13 protein-coding genes are annotated in these 18,662 nt (G+C 64.0%); 8 read left to right on the top strand and 5 right to left on the bottom strand.

Translation table 11 applies throughout. From position 1 onward, the window contains the following. From ACNA1V_RS08010 to ACNA1V_RS08000, 3 genes are all read left to right on the top strand, one after another. On the top strand, positions 1–1,307 hold a 1,307-nt coding region (locus ACNA1V_RS08010; RefSeq protein ID WP_415833072.1), incomplete at its 5' end, for a surface lipoprotein assembly modifier. 282 nt (positions 1,308–1,589) lie between these two features. Beyond that, on the top strand, positions 1,590–1,955 hold the full coding sequence (locus tag ACNA1V_RS08005; protein WP_415833071.1) for an ElaB/YgaM/YqjD family protein: 366 nt from the start codon (positions 1,590–1,592) through the stop codon (positions 1,953–1,955). A gap of 145 nt (positions 1,956–2,100) precedes the next feature. Then, positions 2,101–2,895, top strand: coding sequence for a uracil-DNA glycosylase (locus tag ACNA1V_RS08000; protein WP_415833070.1), 795 nt, complete (start codon positions 2,101–2,103; stop codon positions 2,893–2,895). Between the two features lie 117 nt (positions 2,896–3,012). Here the strand turns inward: ACNA1V_RS08000 and ACNA1V_RS07995 are convergent, their stop codons facing one another. The 3 genes from ACNA1V_RS07995 to ACNA1V_RS07985 are packed head-to-tail and all read right to left on the bottom strand — an operon-like array spanning position 3,013 to position 9,480. After that, complete coding sequence (locus ACNA1V_RS07995; RefSeq protein ID WP_415833069.1) at positions 3,013–4,848, bottom strand: SMP-30/gluconolactonase/LRE family protein; 1,836 nt, start codon at positions 4,846–4,848, stop codon at positions 3,013–3,015. Next, complete coding sequence (locus ACNA1V_RS07990; protein WP_415833068.1) at positions 4,845–6,905, bottom strand: choice-of-anchor tandem repeat GloVer-containing protein; 2,061 nt, start codon at positions 6,903–6,905, stop codon at positions 4,845–4,847. Before ACNA1V_RS07990 ends, ACNA1V_RS07995 begins: the two co-directional genes overlap by 4 nt. A gap of 19 nt (positions 6,906–6,924) precedes the next feature. After that, on the bottom strand, positions 6,925–9,480 hold the full coding sequence (locus ACNA1V_RS07985) for a TonB-dependent receptor (RefSeq protein WP_415833067.1): 2,556 nt from the start codon (positions 9,478–9,480) through the stop codon (positions 6,925–6,927). 247 nt (positions 9,481–9,727) lie between these two features. On the opposite strand from ACNA1V_RS07985, the gene ACNA1V_RS07980 reads away from it, so the two are divergent. From ACNA1V_RS07980 to ACNA1V_RS07965, 4 genes are all read left to right on the top strand, one after another. Then, the gene (locus ACNA1V_RS07980) at positions 9,728–10,237 is read left to right on the top strand and encodes a sigma-70 family RNA polymerase sigma factor (RefSeq protein WP_415833065.1); all 510 of its coding nucleotides are present in this window, start codon (positions 9,728–9,730) and stop codon (positions 10,235–10,237) included. Then, positions 10,234–11,217, top strand: coding sequence for a FecR domain-containing protein (locus ACNA1V_RS07975; protein WP_415833064.1), 984 nt, complete (start codon positions 10,234–10,236; stop codon positions 11,215–11,217). Before ACNA1V_RS07980 ends, ACNA1V_RS07975 begins: the two co-directional genes overlap by 4 nt. Positions 11,218–11,654: 437 nt before the next feature. Beyond that, positions 11,655–13,325, top strand: a complete 1,671-nt coding sequence (locus ACNA1V_RS07970; RefSeq protein ID WP_415833063.1) for a DEAD/DEAH box helicase — start codon at positions 11,655–11,657, stop codon at positions 13,323–13,325. A 231-nt stretch (positions 13,326–13,556) separates the two neighbouring features. Next, a complete protein-coding gene (locus ACNA1V_RS07965) occupies positions 13,557–14,747 on the top strand; it encodes a class I SAM-dependent methyltransferase (RefSeq protein ID WP_415833062.1) in 1,191 nt (396 codons plus the stop codon). Between the two features lie 94 nt (positions 14,748–14,841). On the opposite strand, the gene ACNA1V_RS07960 is transcribed toward ACNA1V_RS07965, so the two are convergent. Further along, positions 14,842–15,966 (bottom strand): CCA tRNA nucleotidyltransferase, encoded by a 1,125-nt coding sequence (locus ACNA1V_RS07960; protein ID WP_415833061.1) that lies wholly within the window; start codon positions 15,964–15,966, stop codon positions 14,842–14,844. Next, complete coding sequence (locus ACNA1V_RS07955) at positions 15,963–17,996, bottom strand: lytic transglycosylase domain-containing protein (RefSeq protein WP_415833060.1); 2,034 nt, start codon at positions 17,994–17,996, stop codon at positions 15,963–15,965. The genes ACNA1V_RS07960 and ACNA1V_RS07955 overlap by 4 nt, the downstream gene beginning before the upstream one ends. A 14-nt stretch (positions 17,997–18,010) precedes the next feature. On the opposite strand from ACNA1V_RS07955, the gene ACNA1V_RS07950 reads away from it, so the two are divergent. After that, a complete protein-coding gene (locus tag ACNA1V_RS07950) occupies positions 18,011–18,652 on the top strand; it encodes a 5-formyltetrahydrofolate cyclo-ligase (RefSeq protein WP_415833059.1) in 642 nt (213 codons plus the stop codon). Positions 18,653–18,662: the final 10 nt, after the last annotated feature.

The following is an 18,662-nucleotide window of genomic DNA, read 5'->3' as shown; positions in this document are numbered from 1 at the left end:
CCCCGCCCCCTGCCGCCACGCCAGCCAAGCACCCACCCACGGTTACTGATGCCGATTTGCTGCGCCACCCCCAGCTGGCGGAAATCGTACTGACGACCGCAATCAAGCGACACGACTGGAACACCGTAAAAAAAGTGCTGGGACTGTACGAAACCATTCCCGGGCATGATCGACTGCTGGTGCATTACGGCAAGGGCGCACTCCTGCGTTCGCAAAGGCGACATGGCGAAGCCATCGACGAATACCGTGCCATGCTGCAAGCCGATCCCGGCCTGCACACCGTCCGGTTCGACCTGGGTGTCATGTTCTTCGAGGACAAACAATACCGGGCCGCGCAGGAACAGCTAAAGCAATCCCTGGATGTGCCCGACCTGCCCGCAACGCTGCGCGGCATCGCGCAACAAATCCTGGACCAGATAGCCCTGGCAGAACGCATACGCCCCCTGCTCAGGATCAGGCTGCTGCACAGCAACAACATCAACCAACGCGGTGATGCCAGCGAACTGGCGATCGGCGGCCTGCTATTCGAGAAGAACCCGGACTCCATGCCTCAGGCTTCCTGGGGCATGCATTACGCGCTGCAGCTGGATCAGGAAGTCAATCTCGGTGGCAACAACTTCCTGGCATACAGCGCATCGGCCAACAAGCTCGATTACGCCAGCGCGTCCGACTACAACGAGAATGCAATCACGCTGTCCCTGGACTATAAGCACCAGACCGTCTCCAGCTGGGTGGCGCTGGGGCCAGCCATGCAATGGCAATGGCTGGCCGGTCAACGGTATTCGCACGGACAGGGCCTGAACGCCAGCATTGGTCACTGGATCAACCCCAGGCTGCAAGCCTCGGCGTATATGCGATGGCTGCATCGCAGCTACTACGATCCGAATCTCGCCAGCTATGAGGGCGACACCAGCAGCGTCTCGCCTGGCCTGCTGTGGCTGGCTTCGCGCCAGGTTGCCGTACTCGTAGGGGCAGGCTATCTGCGCGAGAGCCTGCGAACTGGCAGCGAATCCTTCCGGCAACGCCAGATCAATATTGGCATGAACGTCCAGGTGCCAGGCGGCTTCAACGCCAACGCGTTCGCCCAATTGGGCTTTCGCCGTTACGATGAACGCCACCCCCTGATGAACGAATGGCGCAAGGACCGGCGCTTCACGACGTCGCTGACCATCGGCCATGGGCAACTGCAAGTTGCCGGTTTCGAGCCCAAGTTGGGAGTGCAGTACGAGCGTGTACGTAGCAATATCGCCGGCTTGTACAGCCGCAGTACCTGGCAAGGCATGCTGACGCTGGAACGGCGCTTCTAAGCCAACACCGACAACCCATCCCAAGACAAGCAACTGCGCAGGCGCATCAGACACAGGGAACCAGAGACCGTACGCGCAAGCACATGCACCAACCTTGATTGTGCTGACCACTCTCTACGGTGGCACTCAATGAACAGCAGCATCTGTCAGTTGCTACTCTCCCTCTTCGCACCTGAAACAGACACGCAGCATCCCGCAACAAAACAAGGGTGACGCCATCGGGATTTCCACCGATAATTAAGTCAATGGCGTCCATTCCTGGACGCAACTTCAAGGAGAACGATGATGGGCATTCTGAATCGCACCAGCCGTGGTCTCGAACAAGGTTACGAAGAAATCAAAAGTGCTGGCAAACGTGCCGGCCAGGATGTGCAGGACTCTCTGCGCGATGACGTCTTGGAAGCGCTCGGCAACCTGGAAGCCGCCCTGCAAGACAAGGATGCGGATGTCGCCGAACTGCGCGCCCGCCTCGAAGACCAGATCTACAAGGTGCGTGGCCTCGTGGAAGACAAGGCCGCCACGGCTTCGCAAACGGTACGTGGCTACGTCGATTCCGCCGAGGAATGCATCCAGGCCAAGCCCTGGCAAGCCCTGGGTGTGGTCGCCGCCGTTTCTTTCCTGCTGGGCGCATTGATCACCCGCCGCTGATCCGGCCCCCGGCACACCTTGCCGGCAGCCCCCCCTGCACGCCGCCATCCAGCGGCGTGCTTTCGTTCAGGCCTCTGGGCCTGACCCCGCCGGCACCCAACTGCTATGCTTGCCGCCATCGTATTTCTTTCATGGCAGCCCTGGCATGGCACATTTCCCCGATCCCGCATCCTTGACGCAGCAAATCCTGCATCCCGAGACCTCCGGCCTGGATGCTGACTGGCTGGCTGTTCTGCAGCAACCGGCCGTTACCCAGGCGCGACAGGCCGTTGCTGCATTTCTGGCCCAGCGCCTGGAGGGCGGTGCGGTCATCTACCCGCCACATCCCTGGCGCGCCCTCGCGCTGACACCCCTGCACCGCACCCGTGTCGTCATTCTCGGGCAGGATCCCTATCACGGACATGGACAGGCGCAAGGGCTGGCCTTCTCGGTTCCAGACACCATGAAGCGCCCGCCCAGCCTGCGCAATATGTTTCTGGAAATCGCCCGGGATGATGGCTTGCGCGCCGCGCTGCCAGACACGCCCGCTGCCTCGGCCATTGCCACCTGGGGCAATGACCTGACGCGCTGGTCGGAGCAAGGCGTGCTGTTGCTCAACACGGTGCTGACCGTTGAGGACGGCCAGCCAGCCGCGCATGCCAAGCGCGGCTGGGAAGTCATCACCGATGCCTTGATCCGCCATGTGGCAGACCGCAACACGCCTGCCGCCTTCCTGCTGTGGGGCGGCCACGCCCAGGCCAAGCAAGCGCTGCTACCCGCAAACCGGGGGCATCTGGTGCTATGCGCCAACCACCCTTCCCCGCTCTCGGCACGGCGTCCGCCTGTGCCCTTCCTTGGGTGCGGGCATTTCCGGCAAGTCAATGAATGGCTGGCCGCAAAACACCAGCCAGCCATTATCTGGCGCACCGACACCGAACAAACTGGCCTATTCCCGGCTTGAGGCGGCGCGCGGCACCTGTTGCCGCGCGCCCTGCCTACTCCCGGCTCGGGTTCCACCCCTGAAATGCCCTATCCGGACTTGGCCGCACGCGTAGCACAGCGGCAGGGCTGGCCGACATTAAGCCCTGCGGATGCCGGCCTGGTATCGACGCAGCAGGCCCAGCGCCAGCACGCCCAGCAAGCCAGGCGCCACCGGGCCGCCGCCACCACCGCCAGACTCGCCCGGGCTACCCGGATTGCCAGGTTGTCCTGGCTTTTCTTCGACCTGAACCTGCAGTGATGCGCTGGCCTTCTGGCCCGCCTCGTCTTCACACTCCAGCGAGAAGGTGTTCGCCCCGGCCTGCACCAGTGTCACCGGAACCCCTTGCGCCGCCGTTTGCTGCACGCCGCTCCAGATGCCGCCATTGCTGCCCCCTGCCACGCATTGACTGGCATGTTCCGTTTGCCAGTCCAGACGGAGGCTCTCGCCCACCACGCCAGTTGGCGCCGAGACGGCAAATTGCGTGATGGCGACCTGCGGTACGTCGATCTCATAGCGGAACAAGCCGCCAAAGCCATCCAGGCCGCTGCCTGCCGCCCCATACAGCTGTTGCTTGCCGCCACTGGCGGGGCCTGCGCTCAGACCTGCTGGTTCCTTGCCTTCGGTTTCCGCATTGAAGTAATGCAGGAACTCGACGCGGTCATCCCGCCGGTCTGCCTCCTGCCCGACCACAACCCGGTAGAGGCTGCCCGCGCCGGCCGCCCTGCCGTTGCTCAGGCGCACGGAGGTATCCAGGCTGGTCACGCCGTAGATATTGCCATCATGGGCCCGCACCAGCCCCCCCATGGGCTTGACGCCCTCCGGCGCACTGCCGTCGGCAATAACGGCGCTGCTGGACGGGAAGCGATGAACGACCGCAAAGCTATTTTGCGGATCACTCTTCTTCAGGCGCCAGATCATTTCCGGGCCGGTTCCATAAAGCCACTCTCCCGACTCCACCAATGCCGAACGCCCGACATCATTGGCGACCCCGATCACCCCGCCTGTTTCGCTCCTTTTGAATACGCGCAGCAGTTCGATGTCTTCTTCACTCGGATTGCCACGGTCCAGTGCTGCCTGGCGGATGCGCACGAGGAAACCCGCCACGGTATCGGTACCACTCACGATATCCGGATATTGTGCTGCACCATTCTGCGCAGCCAGCGTAGAGAGGATGTAGAGCGCCTGATCACTCTGGCTGTAGAAATTGATGAATGGCGCTCCGCCCTTGCGATAGCTGCGCGCCGTGCCGCTGACCTGATCGGAGAAATCGCAGAAATCCACGATGGCGTCCAACGCCCCGGCAGGCGACAGACGGTACAGGGATCGGTCAGGATTGGTCGCGTTGCAATTCTGCGCCGACCCCAGGCCGAAATAGATATTTCCCTTGGCATCGCGCGCCAGCGTACCGCGTGGCGAGACATCCGCGGCTGCGCTCAGCTGCGCCTCCGTCGGGCGGACAAACCAGTGCAGGCCGTCGCTCTGAACACCAAACAGGCGGAAGCCGGCAATGGTCGGCCCATCATCGCCCCGCCGTGCGAACTGGCCTGCCGCGACTGCACGGCCCTGCGCATCCAGCACGGCATTGGTCAATGGAATGCCGCCGTTGCTCCCCAAGGACCAGGAAGCATAGCCGCTGCCATCGGGCACGACCGTGTAGCCACGCCCCGAACGCACCGGCAGGCTCATGCCATAGGCCAGGTAGTCATATTGTTCTCCTCCGGCGCGTGTCACACCGTAAAGCCGGCCATCCGCCGGGTTCCACAGCGGTTCCGACCAGGCCGATGCACCTGCCGTCGTACCGGTTTCGCCGCTGAAGCGCACGATGGTTTGAAGCGCGCTGCTCTCTGCCTCCGCGGCCTGCGCCGGCAGCCCTGCCGCGCTGATCAGCAATAAGGGCCACACATGCCGTGCTACCAGGGGAATTCGTTTCATGACTGCTCCCGTTTGAGTGAGAAATGACTGGGTAAGGCGCTAGCGCCTGGACGACGACGCCAGGCCAGCAGGCCCAGCAGACCAAGTACGGCAGGCGCCAGCGTGCCACCATTGCCGTACTCATGGAGGTTCTCATCGACATTCGATGCCGGCGCACCGACAAACAATTGCACGGTCGGCGACGCGACCTGCGCACCACTTTCGCGGTCCAGGCAGGTCAAGGTGTAGTTGTAGGTTCCGGTTGCCTTGCCTGTCAGCGTGATGCTGCCTTCCTCTGGCTGCGCGCCGGTCCAATCGCCACGCAGCGACGACGCCAGGCAGTCCTTCACACCGGACGAGGTCCAGGTCAGCTCCGCCGTTTCACCCGGCTTGATCTCCGCTGGCGCCACCGTCACCGTCACGACAGAGGACGGCGCCAGGCCGTAGGACCATACCGTTCCATAGTTGTCGTCGAGATAGACATCCCCCGTACTGGATGTCCAGGGCCCGCCACCGTTGCCTGTCGCGCCATAGATCCAGCCATCGGCCGCTGCCTGGACGCCCAGAGGACGTTTGCCCGCTCCGGCCTTGGCAAAATGATGAACGACTTCGAAAGCCGTGTTGCCCGCCTGCCCCACCCGCGCTGGCCAGATACGCCAGAACACGCCATCGGAAACCAGGTAGTTGTTTTGCCGACCGGTACGCTTCTCCGCCTGTACCAGGGGGTCATCGCGCCGGGCCTGATCGTCATAGCTCCAGTTGCTGCCCCCCGCCAGCGTGGTGCCATAGATGGCCCCGTCCTTGCCCAGCACCAGCGAACCGCGTGGCGTCATGCCGTCCTCGCCGGTAAAGCGGTGCAATACTTCGTAGCCGCCTGATCCGTCCTTGCGGACCCGGAAAACCGTGCCATACAGATTGCCGAAATCAACGTCGTAGCGCGGCTTGGGGGGCATGCCCAGGCCAAAGCCGCCAGCGCCGCGCAAATACAGGTTGAAGCCGCACAGGGATGCATACTGCACGGGCGTATCCAGTGTCGGCACGTTGGTGCTGACATCTGCGCAGCGGCCGATGGCGGCCGTGCCATAAAGCCAGCCGTCGCCACCGTCCACCACAAAGCTGCGCGGGTCCAAGGCAAAGCTGCGATTGTTGTTCAGGCTGCCTGGCGTGCTGGCGAATTCACCCTGGCCCAGAGTCATGCGGTGCAGCACCCGGTAACTTCCCGGTTGCGCCGGATCCAGGCTGTAGATGAGACCGGTGGGCGTGTCCGCCGCCGTCAAGGTATCTGCCGCACCCGGCACCCCGCGATCAAAGGCCAGCACGCCATACAACCGGCCATCCTGGCCCAGCGACAAGCCATTGGGTATGCCTTGCAGGCCCGCTGGCGGCGCCTCGAACACGTGCATCACTTCCAGCTGGTCGTCTGGCGTCAAGCGCAGGAGACGCCCGTGGCCTTCATCATCCAGCGTATAGACCGAACCATCCGGCGCGGCCACCAGCACACCGTTGGAGGATGCCCCCAGGAGCGCCGCCTGCCGTGAGGATGCCAGCAGCGTCGGATTGGCGCCATCGAAATCCATGCGGAACAACAGGCCGGCATCAATGACGCGGTAAGGAATGGGCTGCCCCTGCGACCATTGCGAGGTATTGTTGGCCCACACGTTGAGCACGCCGATCAGGTCGCCGTTGGCGCGCTGCACCAGGTTGCCATAGGCCGAAAGCGCGAGATGGGCGGCCCGCTCGTGATCCGCCGCATAAAGCGCCTTGGCCTGTTCCAGCAAGGACTGCTGGAAAGCAGCCACCGTCGTGTATTGGGCAGGCACGACCGGCGCCCGCACCAGATTGCCCCCGCCCAGCCCGGCCAGCAGGTAAAGGAAGTCGCCATTTTCCCCGGATACCTTGACGGGAGCGGACAGCGGCCGCCCCGCACGCGGCCAGCCACGCGGCGGGCCTTCGTCTGACGAAATATCCGGTCCGCTGAAATGCAGCGACGTCAGGCGTGTCACAACATTCTGCTCCTGCGCCAGGGCAGGTTGCGCGCAGCAGGCTGCCAGGGCCGCTGCCAGAACGAGCTTCTTCATATTGATTGCCATCCCGCGATCAGAAGTTATAGGAAAGCGAACCGATAACGGTTCGGCCTGGCGCCCAGGACCAGCCGCCGGCACCGCCAGCGACTTCCACGTATTTGTCGTTGCGCAGGTTTTCCACGGCTAGCCGCAGCGTCAATGCCTCCACCGGCCGCCAGGTGGCCCAGGCGTCATACGCCCGTGTCTGCGGGTACTGGGACATGAACCCCAGCGTCGAAGGTTTTTCGTAGCGCATGCGCGCGCCCAGCTCCAGCTGGCCATTGAGAAACCGCAGGCCAGCCGTCAGGCCGATCTTGCGCTGCGGCGGGCCGCCAGTCAGGTACTGCGTCAGCGTTTCCTGGTTGCCCGATCCCATGTTGGTATCGGGGTAGCCCACCCAGCTGCCCATCGGAAACGGGTCATAGCGCATCGCGCCCCAATCGGCATGTACGCGTGTATAGGTCAGGCCGCCGAACCAGGTGCGTGCGTCATACTCGATCTGCAGTTCCAGTCCCTTGAAGCTCACCGGGTCGAGCATGTTCACGTAGGCCTGGGAGCAAAACAGCCCGCCGCAACTGATGGTAGATCCCGGCTGCATGACATTTGACGCCAGCATGTAGTTGTCCACGCGGGTATCGAACCAGGCCGTTTTCAGCCGGAAGGTGTCTTGTTCGCGGAATCCTTCATGCAACAGATTCAGGCCAAATTCCCAGTTGCGCGAACGTTCTTCACGCAAGCCCGGATTGGCATAAAAGGGAAAGGAATTGCCGACGTGCATGCCGTGCATCAGCGTCTCGGTCAGCGACGGCGGACGCAAGCCTTCGCCATAACTCACATACAGCTGCGCCCAGGAGGCCGGCTTGAGCGCCAATGTCAGCTTGGGCGCGAAGGCGCCGGCATGGCGATCCACGCTGAAACGTGAATACAACGTCGTCAGCGGCGGCCGCACGCCTGGCGGATTGCGTACCGTGGCGACATAGACCTGGCCGTTTCCCGACAGCGTGAACCAGTCATAGCGCAGCCCGGCGATTGCCTGCAGCCAATCCTGGTAGTTCAGCGTCAGTTCCGTGAAACCGCTGGCGACCGTGCGCTTGCCCTCGGGCGTCGGCCCGGTGTACCAGACCGCCTCGCTGTAGCTGGCGCCGGGATCATTGAAAATGGGCGTGGTCCAGTCATGCCAGAACTCGCCGCCATTGCGCCATTGCAACGCCAGATCCTGCCATTCCATCCGGCTGGTATTGGACAGGCTGCCACCGACGGTTTCGGTCTGGTAGCGCAGGTTGTAGCCGCGGTCGGCGTCATCGGAATAGCTGCGCACATTGCGGCGACGCGTATTGGTGTAGTAGATATCCGATGCCACATCCCAGTGCTGCGAATCCACCGGCTGCCAGCTGTAGTCCAGCTTGACGGTGTGCGTCAGCACATTGAAGCCATTGGTCATCACGCCATAGGCCGATTGCTCGGACATATCGCCGATGAAGCTGGCATCCATGCCCAGATAGCTCAGCTTGAAGGCATGGCCATCCGCCGGCCGCCACCCGTACTTGAACAGGCCCGACCAATGTTCCTGGCGGGTCGTGCGGCTGATCACGCTGTCGCCCATGGCGGCATCATCCCGGCCACGTGCGCCCACCTTGAAAGCACCGATATTCTTGCGGCTGACCGCCGCCATGACATCGGCCTGCGTGCCGAACCTGGCGGCCCCTGCCAGGCTGCTGACAAAATGGTAGGCATTGCTGCCCGTGCTCAGTTGCGCCTTGCCACCGACGGTTCGGCCAGGCTGCAGGATATCGTCCACCTCAAGCGTGCGGAAATTCACCATGCCGGCGATCATCCCGGCGCCCCCCACGGTGGACACCGGCCCTTTGACGACTTCCACGCCCCCGATGAGGGCGGGATCGAAATACACCGTACCGTTGGAACCATGCCCGCTCTGCTGGTAATTCTGGCGCGCCCCGTCAATCATGACGTTGACCCGGCCGAAATCCTGCATGCCACGGATATTGACCGACAGCCCGGGATCACTGCGGCTCGATGAGGTATAGACACCCGTGACCTCATGCAGCAGATCGGCGGAATTCCTCGGTGGCAGGCGCTCTATCTGCTCACGTGTCACCAACGCGACCGAAGCCGGTGTTTCATAGACGCGGTCGCGCGGATCCAGCACGCCTGCCACCATCACCGGCGCCAGCGCAGTAACCTGGCTCCCGCCCGGCAGGCGCCGCAGAATGTAGGTGCCGGGGCTGCGCGGCACGGCTTCCAGGCCCGTCCCCTGCAACAGCCGGCGCAAGCCTGCAGCGACATCCCCGGTCGGTTGTGGCAGGCCTGCAGTGTTCAAGCCTTGCACCAGCCCCGGCTCGAAGAGCACGGTCACGCCGGTATCTTCCGCATACTGCATGACCGCACCCGCCAGGGCGCCCGGCGCAACCGGCCGGGGCGCGGGGCGTTCCGCCAAGAGGGTTGCCTGTGCCTGCAGCGCACTTGAATACAGCGCGGCACTGCTGCACGCCAGCGTCAATGCATAGCCCAGCGCCCGCCTCCGGCCTGACATGGCGGCGGCACGCCTGCGCCCATCGAAAATGAAAAACATGCCGTATGGCTCCTTGCGGTCTCTGTTCTGCAATACCCACCAAGACCCGCGAGCCGATCAAAAACGACAAACATCACGCCGCCATTTTGTAACAACAAATTTCCCAAAAACGCGTGATAGAATCCACGAAAACGATATCAATTTGCATTTGCACAATAAGTGATCACGGTTCATCACTGCTGCCCAGGCGTCGTTCCGCTCCTCCTTCCGCCTTCCTCGTCCACCCTGTGCCTTTGTGCTTGCGCGCATGTCAAATCCCGGCCTTGATCCTTCGGACAGCATTGCCAGGCTCTATCGCGACCACCACCACTGGCTGCAGGGCTGGCTCAGCCGCCGCCTGAGCAGCACAGCGGATGCTGCCGACCTCGCGCAGGACACTTTCCTGCGCGTCCTGCGCCATGGCGGTGACACCCACGCGCTGCAGGAGCCTCGTGCCTATCTGGCCACCATCGCCCAGCGCCTGGTCGCCAACCTGTATCGCCGCCGCTCCCTGGAAGACGCCTATCTCAGCGCGCTGGCCAGCCTGCCGGAAGCCAGCGTGCCCTCGGCAGAGGCCAGCGCCATCCTGCTCGACAGTCTCAAGCGCCTGGACAATATGCTGGCCAGCCTGCCGCCTCGCGTCCGCACGGTGTTCCTGATGTCGCAACTCGAAGGCCTGCCGCACGAGGAAATCGCGCGCCGCCTGGGAATTTCCCTGCGCACGGTGCAACGCCATGTTTTGCGCGGCCTCGAAGAATGCATACTATTGGCAGAATGACGTCCGCCAGCCCGCCCTCCTCCGACCCCGCTGCGACAGACCGCCAGGCTGCCCGCGAAGCCGCCAGGTGGCTGTTGCGCATGAATGGCGGACAAACCCATGCCGACGACCCCGCCTTTCTTTCCTGGCTGACCCGGCGCCCACACAATCAGGCCGCCTGGGAACGGGCCCGGCAATTGACAGCGGAATTGCGGCAACTGCCAGCCGAACTGGCAGTTGCCACGCTCAACCGCCCCGCCCCTCAACCCGACCGGCGCACCCTGCTGCGCGGCCTGGCCTTGCTGGCGGTGGCCACGCCCGTCGGCCTGGCCGTCTATCACCGGCAGCCATGGCTGCCCCTGGTCGCCGATTACCACACCGGCATCGGCAGCCGGCAACGGGTCGTTCTGCCGGACGGCACTGAGATACACCTGAACTCCGGCACGTCGATCCAGCTGCGTTTTGACGAGGATGCCCGGGAGGTCAAACTGCTGGCAGGTGAGATCCTCGTCACCACGGCCCCCGACACCCGGTTGCCGCTCCGGCCTTTTTTTGTCCGCAACCGCGATGGCATCTGCCTGGCGCTGGGCACGCGCTACCTCGTGCGGCAGGACAACGCATCCACCCGGGTCGCCGTCATGGCAGGCGCAGTCCTGGCACAACCGGCAGATTTCCCCATGCACGGCCAACGCATTGAAGCCGGCCAGCAAGCGCAACTGACACGCCTGGCGGTGAGCGCACCGACCCCGCTGCCGGCCGATGCCGACGCCTGGACACGCGGCGTACTGCGCGCAGCCGCCATGCCGCTGGGTGCCTTCCTCGACGAACTGGCGCGTCACCGCCCCGGCATCATCCGCTGCGATCCCGCCATCGCCGGCCTGACCGTCTCCGGCCTGTTCCAGCTTGAAGATACTGGCGCAGCGCTGGAAGCATTGCCTGCGATCCTGCCTGTCCGTGTGCATTACCGTACGCGCTACTGGGTACAGGTCTCACCGGCCTGAGGCATTCTGGCCGGCGCGCAAGCGGCCTGAGGCCAAGGTCGCCACAAAAACAGGCTGGTTCGAGCCGGAAACGCAGCGCCCGCAGCCATTTTCAGCGTTTCCGCGCATGCGCCATAACACATTAAAAAACAACAGCCAATTGAAATCCCTGGCTTTTTCCTGGGGTTAACACTAAAATCGCGGTACTGCATTGTCCGTGCCATCATTCCGCGCCCTGTGCGCCAGCAGTCGTTCGGTCCAAGACCCTCGCCCATGATGGCCGTCATCGCTCCCTGACCTCTTTCCTACGCCAGGTTCCGCCAGGAACCCTCGCGCTACGGTTGTTCCGGTCGGCACGATGCTCCGTTCAACCGTATCGCCACAGGCGCATCCCCGCCCCTGCTGACGTGTACCCATTATCGGGATGCCTGCGTGCGTCCCTGGGAAAAATATTACCTATGACTTTTGATACCCTGGGGCTGTCCCCCATTCTGCTGTCCGCCCTGACTGAAGCCGGTTTTTCCGAGCCTACGTCCGTGCAGGCGGCTGCCATTCCTCAAGCACTCGCCGGCAACGACCTGATGGTCTCGGCCCAAACCGGCAGCGGCAAGACCGCAGCCTTCATGCTGCCCGCGCTTGAGCGCGTGGTCGGCAAGCCCGCCAACCAAGGGCGTGGCGTGCAGATCCTGGTTCTGGCACCGACCCGCGAACTGGCCCTGCAAGTCAACGAAGCCACGCAACTCTACGGCAAGAACATTCCGGGCCTGCGCACCACCACGGCCGTCGGCGGCATGCCCTATGGCGCCCAGCTGCGCGCCCTGTCGCGTCGCGTGGATGTGCTGGTCGCAACACCGGGCCGCCTGATCGACCACCTGCAATCGCGCCGTGTCGATCTGTCCACGGTCCATACGCTGGTGCTGGACGAAGCCGACCGCATGCTGGACATGGGCTTCATCGAAGACATCGAAACCATTATTGCCGCCACCCCGGCTTCGCGCCAGACCCTGCTGTTCTCCGCGACGCTGGACGGCAGCGTGGCTCGCCTGGCCGAACGCATGATGCGCGAACCCAAGCGCATCGACATTTCCGGCCACCGCGACAAACACCAGAACATCACGCAAACCCTGCTGTACGCCGACGACGCCGCACACAAGCTGCGCCTGCTCGACCACATGTTGCGCGATACGGCACTGGATCAAGCCATCATTTTCACCGCAACCAAGCGCGGCGCCGACGACCTGGCTGATGTCCTGAGCAACGACGGCTTCAGCGCTGCTGCGCTGCACGGCGACATGAACCAGCGCCAACGCACCCGCACGCTGTCCATGCTGCAACGCGGCCAGCTGCAGATCCTGGTTGCCACGGACGTCGCTGCCCGCGGTATCGACGTGCAAGGCATCAGCCATGCCTTCAACTTCGACCTGCCCATGCAGGCGGAAGACTACGTGCACCGCATTGGCCGTACCGGCCGTGCTGGCCGCGACGGCCAGGCCTTCACGCTGGCCACGCACAGCGAGCGCCACAAAATCCGCCGTATCGAGCACTACATCGGTCAGACGCTGGACGTTGGCGAAATTGCCGGTCTGGAGCCGCAACGCCGCGCCCGCCCTGCCGGTGGCCCGAAGGGCCGTCCGGGCAGCCGCCCGGGCCGCCGTCCCGGTGACTCGCGTCCGTCCGTCAGCCAAGGCAAGTACGGCAAATCGCCCAGCCGCTTCCAGGACGGTGCCGAAGGCGCCGAACGCAGCGAACGCCCCGCCTTCGATCGCGGCGAGCGCCCGGCCCGCCCCGAGTTCGCTGACCGAGGCGACCGCCCTGCCCGTCCGGAGCGTTTCAGCCGCCCGGAACGCAGCGAACGCCCCAGCTTCGATCGTGGTGACCGTCCCGCCCGTCCTGCATTCGCAGACCGCGGCGATCGTCCTGCCCGTCCGGAACGTAGCGAGCGCCCCGGCTTTGACCGCAGCGAACGCCCGGCCCGTACCGAATTCGGTGATCGTGCACCGCGCGCCCGCCGTGAAGGTGGCGAAGCCCATGCCGGCAAACCTTACGTCAAGACTGCCGGTGCCGGCCGTCCGCAAGGCCAGGGTGGCAAGCGCCGCGAATTCGCCCCCCGTGGCGATTTCCGCCGCTAAGCCCTTGCGGCACTGACTCTGTGGCCCTGCAGCGTCCCTGACGCGTCGCCACCTGGTGCCTGATACCGCAAAAAAGCGGGAAGCCGCCCCTCCGGGCAGCTTCCCGCTTTTTACTTCCCGCTTTTCCTTCCTGCCCCCTCCTCCCTTCTGCCGTGCAACACGGCCTGCGCACCCCGCCGTCCATCATGGGACAATAGCTCCCGTTTCCTTCGCTGCCTTTACCTCTTTGCCATGCACCCTTCCCTGGACACCCTGATTCAACGCCTGGATCCTGCCACCTTTGCCATCAGCCAGCAATTGCACGCACGCCTGGCTGCGGCCATCGAACGAGCCGGCGGCGCCCTGCCTTTCGATGCCTGGATGGAAATGGCGCTGTATGAACCGGGCCTGGGCTATTACAGCGGCGCACAGGTCAAACTTGCCGCCGACCCGGATGCCAGCGCGGCGCCCCAACCTGGCAGCGACTTCATTACCGCTCCGGAACTCTCGCCGGCCTTCGCCGCCACCCTGGCCCGACAGCTTGCCGAAGTCCTGGTGCAGATCGACAGCTTGAACGTACTGGAATTCGGCGCCGGCAGCGGTGCCCTGGCCGAAGGCCTGCTGGACAGCCTGGATGCGCTGGGACTGCCGGTACGCTATGAAATCCTGGAGCTGTCTGCCGACCTAAGGGCACGTCAACAACAACGCCTGGCGCGCTTTGGCGACCGCGTGCAATGGCGCGATACCCTGCCGGCAAGCTGGCAAGGTTGCGTCGTTGCCAATGAGGTGCTCGATGCCATGCCTGTGAAGCTGTTCCGCTGGGATGACAACGGCCAATTGCTCGAACGGCATATCGGCCTGGCGGCCGACGGCAGCTTCCTCTGGCTGGACCGGCCGGCTGCGGCAGCACTTGCCGACCAGGTCGCCAGCCGCATGCCGCCCTTGCCCGGCTATGCATCGGAAATCAATCTACGTGCCGAAGCCTGGGTGCGCGATATGGGCACCTGGCTGCAGCGCGGCGCGGCGCTGCTGATCGACTACGGTTTCCCGCGCCACGAGTACTACCATCCGCAACGTGCCGAAGGCACCCTGATGTGCCATTTGCGTCATCATGCGCACAGCGACCCGCTGGTCGTGCCCGGCGCGCAGGACATCACGGCGCATGTTGACTTCACCGCCATGGCAGACGCAGCGCTGGCAGGCGGCCTGGAGGTTCTGGGCTATACCTCCCAGGCACGCTTCCTGGCCAATGCCGGCCTGCTCGAATGGCTCTCCACGCTGGACAGCAGTGACGCACTTGCCTATGCGCGCCAGGTCGCGCCCATTCAGAAGCTGCTCTCGGAAGCGGAAATGGGCGAGCTTTTCAAAGTCCTGATCATCGGACGCGAGATCGAAGCCCCCTTGCTGGGCTTTCTGCGGGGCGACCGCCGCGCCATGCTCTGAAACGCCATGCGCTGCCCCTCAAGCCCGCTCCCATGACGTGAAGCCCATCCCAGGACACGGCGCGGGCCAGCCCCGGAGGGTCCCCTCTATTGCTCTATTGCGGCAGAGCCTGCAACGCCCTGGCGCGTGCCTCTCGCACCGCCGTTTTGATTGACTGGGCCTGCCCGCTCAGCGCAGCGGCGATTGCGCCTGCATCCACGCCTCGCACGGTTTCCAGCGCCTGCCGCCAGGCGCTGACATCCACCGGCACCAGCAAACTGGCGGCATCCAGCAAAGCCAAAAAACGTTCGGGTTTACGCAGGGCATCGCAGGTTTCCAGCGCATCCAGGCGGCCGGCGCCGGTTTCTGCTGCAGCGGCCACTATGACCGGCAACAGGCGGGCCTGATCCGCGCATTCGGCCGGCACTTTCCAGAGCCTGGACAACGCCGCCACATCACTGGCGGCACGGCCCAGCAAGGCGTAACGTCCGGCCAGCGGCAAACCGGCCTGCGCTGCCCGATCCAGCAGCGCCCAATTGCCCAGCGTGCCATCAAGCGCCAGCATGGGTGCAATCCGTGCCAGGGCATGCGTATCCTGCAAGACCTGCAACATACGGGACGGCTGCCTGGACATCAGTCCGCGCGACAACTCTTTCCAGACACGTTCAGGCACCAGTGCATCCACCTCACCCGCTCGCACCATTTCCCGCGCCAGCGCCAGCGTTTCATCGGCCACGCGGAAATCCGTGAAACGGGCGCAGAAACGCGCCAGCCTGAGGATGCGTACCGGATCCTCGACGAACGCCGGCCCCACGTGCCGGAACAGGCGCGCCTGGACATCTGCCACGCCACCATAAGGATCCACCAGCACGCCATCCGGCCGCCTGGCAATGGCATTGACAGTCAGGTCGCGACGGGCCAGGTCTTCTTCCAGCGTGACCTCCGGCCCGGTATGGAAGGTAAAACCCTTGTAGCCCCGTCCGGATTTCCGCTCCGTGCGTGCCAGCGCATATTCTTCCTTGGTCCTGGGATGCAGGAACACCGGAAAATCCCCCCCCACAGGCAGGAAGCCCCGCGCAGCCAGGTCTTCTGGCCTGGCGCCCACGACCACCCAATCATGATCGCCGGCAGACAGGCCCAGCAGAGCATCGCGCACAGCGCCGCCAACCTCATAGACATCCAGCCCGCTCAGGCTGACATCCTTCTGCTCATCCGGCACGACAGGTTCACGCAGGCTCAAGGCAGATCCACGGCAGCATTGGCCTTGGGCTCGATATTGCCCAGCCTGGCCTTGAGCGATTGCGGCTCGCCGGTAAACATGGCGGCGTAATAGGTCGCGTTGGACAAGACGTTCTTCACGTAGATGCGAGTCTCGGTAAAGGGAATGGTTTCCGCGAAAATCGCCCCTTCGACCGGATGCGTCAGGCGCGAGCGCCACAATACCGGCCGCTTGGGCCCGGCGTTATAGCCCGCGCTGGCCAATACCTGCGAACCATCCAGATCCTGCAAAACCATGTTCAGGTAATTGGTGCCCAGCACCGTATTGACCTCGAACTCGTTGACCCTGGAGGGATGAAAATCCGTCATGCCGATTTTTTTAGCCACCCATTTGGCCGTGCCCGGCATGAGCTGCATCAGCCCCGATGCGCCTACCGTCGAGCGCGCGTCGGTAATGAAGCGCGATTCCTGGCGGATCAGGCCATAGACCCAGGCCGGGTCCAGGTCAATGGAACGTGCCTGGGCACTCACGCGTCCCTCGAAAGGCGCGATATAGCGCTGCGAGAAATCAATCTGGTCGCGGGTACGCTCGGAGGTGTTCACCACGCGGTCGTAGATATGTTCCTGGCGCGCCAGTTCAGCGGCGGCCAGCAACTGCCGGTCGCTCATGCCGCGCAATGCGAAATTCCATTCCGGCACGGCTTCGGCCCGCCAGCCTTCGCGGAACAGCGCGATAGACCGGCGCAAGCCCGGATTGGCCGCGACATCCGCCAGCTCGGCTGCCGTCACGCGAGCGGGCGCGGGTGGCGGGGCAATGGCAAACCCAAGCTCTTCGGCCGCCAGCTGGCCATAGAAACCATATTCCCCGGCGATCGAAGCAAACGCATCGTTGGCAGCCGTTTCCTGGCCGCGCGCCTTCAGGCTGCGGGCATTCCAGTACACCCAGACGGATTCGTTGCGCTGCGACGGTGTCATCTGCGCAATGGAACGCGACACCCAGCCCCAGTCGATTTCAGGCTGGCGCAGCGCAGCCCGCACCCGCCAGGCGGCGTTGTATTCGGTCATCCGAACGCCGTCGGCCTCCTGATACCAGCGATGCGCCACCGGGTTCAGGTTCAGCGCCGCCACCAGTGCGAACTGGCTGCGTACCCACTTCAGATCCTCTTCGGGCAGACGGCCATTCCAGGTACGGCGCAGGTAGGCATCGCCATCGTCCATGTTCTTGCGCGCCAGGCGCGACAAAGCCACCGTGGCGATATCGCGCTGCGCCGGCGTACGCAGCCGTTGCTCCTGGCGCGACAGCCATTGCATCGGGTTTTTCAGTGCCGCGTCGTACTCTTTGAGCTCTGTCGGATTCAGCACATAGGACGCCATGCGCCGCGCATGGGCCAGCTTGTTTTCGTCGAGCAGGTCACGCCACATGAACACCAGGGTGCTGCGGTCCAGAACATTGTCTGCGGACAGCTTATCGAACAGCGCCCAACAGGCATTGCCCGGCGAAAACACGGCAACAGCGTCGATATCCGTGACCTTGTCCCCGCCACGATAGCGCGCGTCCAGTTGGGCACAGTTCACCTGCGGGCTGCCGACCTCCACCTCGCCCACCCGGCGCACTTGCGCAAAGTCGCCTGCGCGGGCCGCCGCGAGGATCCAGTCGCCCTTGAGCTTGTCGGCCAGATAGGTGCCGGGATAGCGGTCCACGAAAGATTGCAGCAAGACCGGATCTATCGTCCGCTGCTCGGTCAGCAGGTAGCGCAGCATCCAGTATTCGGCATACATGCCCAGCTCTGCATCGCGAGCGCGTTCCACCAACGCAGGCAAGGCCTTCCAATCCTTTTTCTGGAACGCGTCCCGGGCAGCGCTCAGCGCGCTTTCGGCATTGCGCTGCGCCGGCTGAGCCTGCGGCGACAAGGAAGCCAACCGCAAACCGCCTTCCTGCGCCAGCACCGGCGCCGCGCCGGCCAACAACAATGCCCCCAGCCAGGCGCGCCAGATGGGACGAACGCTCCCTGCCGATTTCTGATACCGTGCTGATACTTGACTATGACTCATGACTGGCATTCCGCATGAAAACCGCTAATACCATACAGGATACCGCAGCCGGGCTGCGGACTACGCTGCGTGAGCGGCGAAACAACATGGATCACGCCAATCGCAGCCGCGGCGGACTGCTGTTGCGTGGCCGGCTCTATACCTGGCTGGCGCTGCGGCGCGAAGCCGCCGAAAAGGCGGGCCATCCGCCCCCCCATCGCATTGCCGCTTTCCATGCCCTGGATGGGGAACCCAATTTGCTGCCGCTGCTGGCAAAATGGGTTGAAGAAGATGGCCTGGAAGTTCTGCTACCCGCCGTCGTCAGTGCAGACCAGCCGCTGGCCTTTCGCGCATGGCATCCCGATGTTCCCATGAAAACCGGCGCCTATGGCGTGCAGGAAGTCGATGGCCCCGATCTGGCGGCTGCCGAAGTCAGCCTGGATGTCGTTCTGGTGCCAACCCTGGGCTGGACAGCCAAAGGCGACCGCCTGGGTTACGGCGGCGGCTACTACGACCGTACGCTGGCGCAACTGCGCCCAGCCAACCCTGGCCTGATCGCGCTGGGCATTTCATGGGAAGAAGGACGCCTGCCGGTGGACTATCAGCCCGCCGGCCACGACGCCAAACTGGATGCGATACTGACGCCCGGCGGCTGGTATCCCCGCCAACCGGCCTGAGCCCGCCACC

It is taken from the genome of Kerstersia similis (genome assembly GCF_965139615.1).
GTDB classification, from domain to species: Bacteria; Pseudomonadota; Gammaproteobacteria; order Burkholderiales; family Burkholderiaceae_B; genus Kerstersia; species Kerstersia similis.
This window is presented reverse-complemented; position numbering and strand designations above follow the sequence as displayed.

What these genes read in the sequence shown, in the direction of transcription:
- ACNA1V_RS08005 (WP_415833071.1), top strand. Translation starts at nt 1,590, where the DNA reads ATGATGGGCATTCTGAATCGCACCAGCCGTGGTCTCGAACAAGGTTAC.
- ACNA1V_RS07955 (WP_415833060.1), bottom strand. Translation starts at nt 17,996, where the DNA reads ATGAGTCATAGTCAAGTATCAGCACGGTATCAGAAATCGGCAGGGAGC.
- ACNA1V_RS07965 (WP_415833062.1), top strand. Translation starts at nt 13,557, where the DNA reads ATGCACCCTTCCCTGGACACCCTGATTCAACGCCTGGATCCTGCCACC.
- ACNA1V_RS07950 (WP_415833059.1), top strand. Translation starts at nt 18,011, where the DNA reads ATGAAAACCGCTAATACCATACAGGATACCGCAGCCGGGCTGCGGACT.
- ACNA1V_RS07980 (WP_415833065.1), top strand. Translation starts at nt 9,728, where the DNA reads ATGTCAAATCCCGGCCTTGATCCTTCGGACAGCATTGCCAGGCTCTAT.
- ACNA1V_RS08000 (WP_415833070.1), top strand. Translation starts at nt 2,101, where the DNA reads ATGGCACATTTCCCCGATCCCGCATCCTTGACGCAGCAAATCCTGCAT.
- ACNA1V_RS07975 (WP_415833064.1), top strand. Translation starts at nt 10,234, where the DNA reads ATGACGTCCGCCAGCCCGCCCTCCTCCGACCCCGCTGCGACAGACCGC.
- ACNA1V_RS07995 (WP_415833069.1), bottom strand. Translation starts at nt 4,848, where the DNA reads ATGAAACGAATTCCCCTGGTAGCACGGCATGTGTGGCCCTTATTGCTG.
- ACNA1V_RS07970 (WP_415833063.1), top strand. Translation starts at nt 11,655, where the DNA reads ATGACTTTTGATACCCTGGGGCTGTCCCCCATTCTGCTGTCCGCCCTG.
- ACNA1V_RS07990 (WP_415833068.1), bottom strand. Translation starts at nt 6,905, where the DNA reads ATGAAGAAGCTCGTTCTGGCAGCGGCCCTGGCAGCCTGCTGCGCGCAA.
- ACNA1V_RS07985 (WP_415833067.1), bottom strand. Translation starts at nt 9,480, where the DNA reads ATGTTTTTCATTTTCGATGGGCGCAGGCGTGCCGCCGCCATGTCAGGC.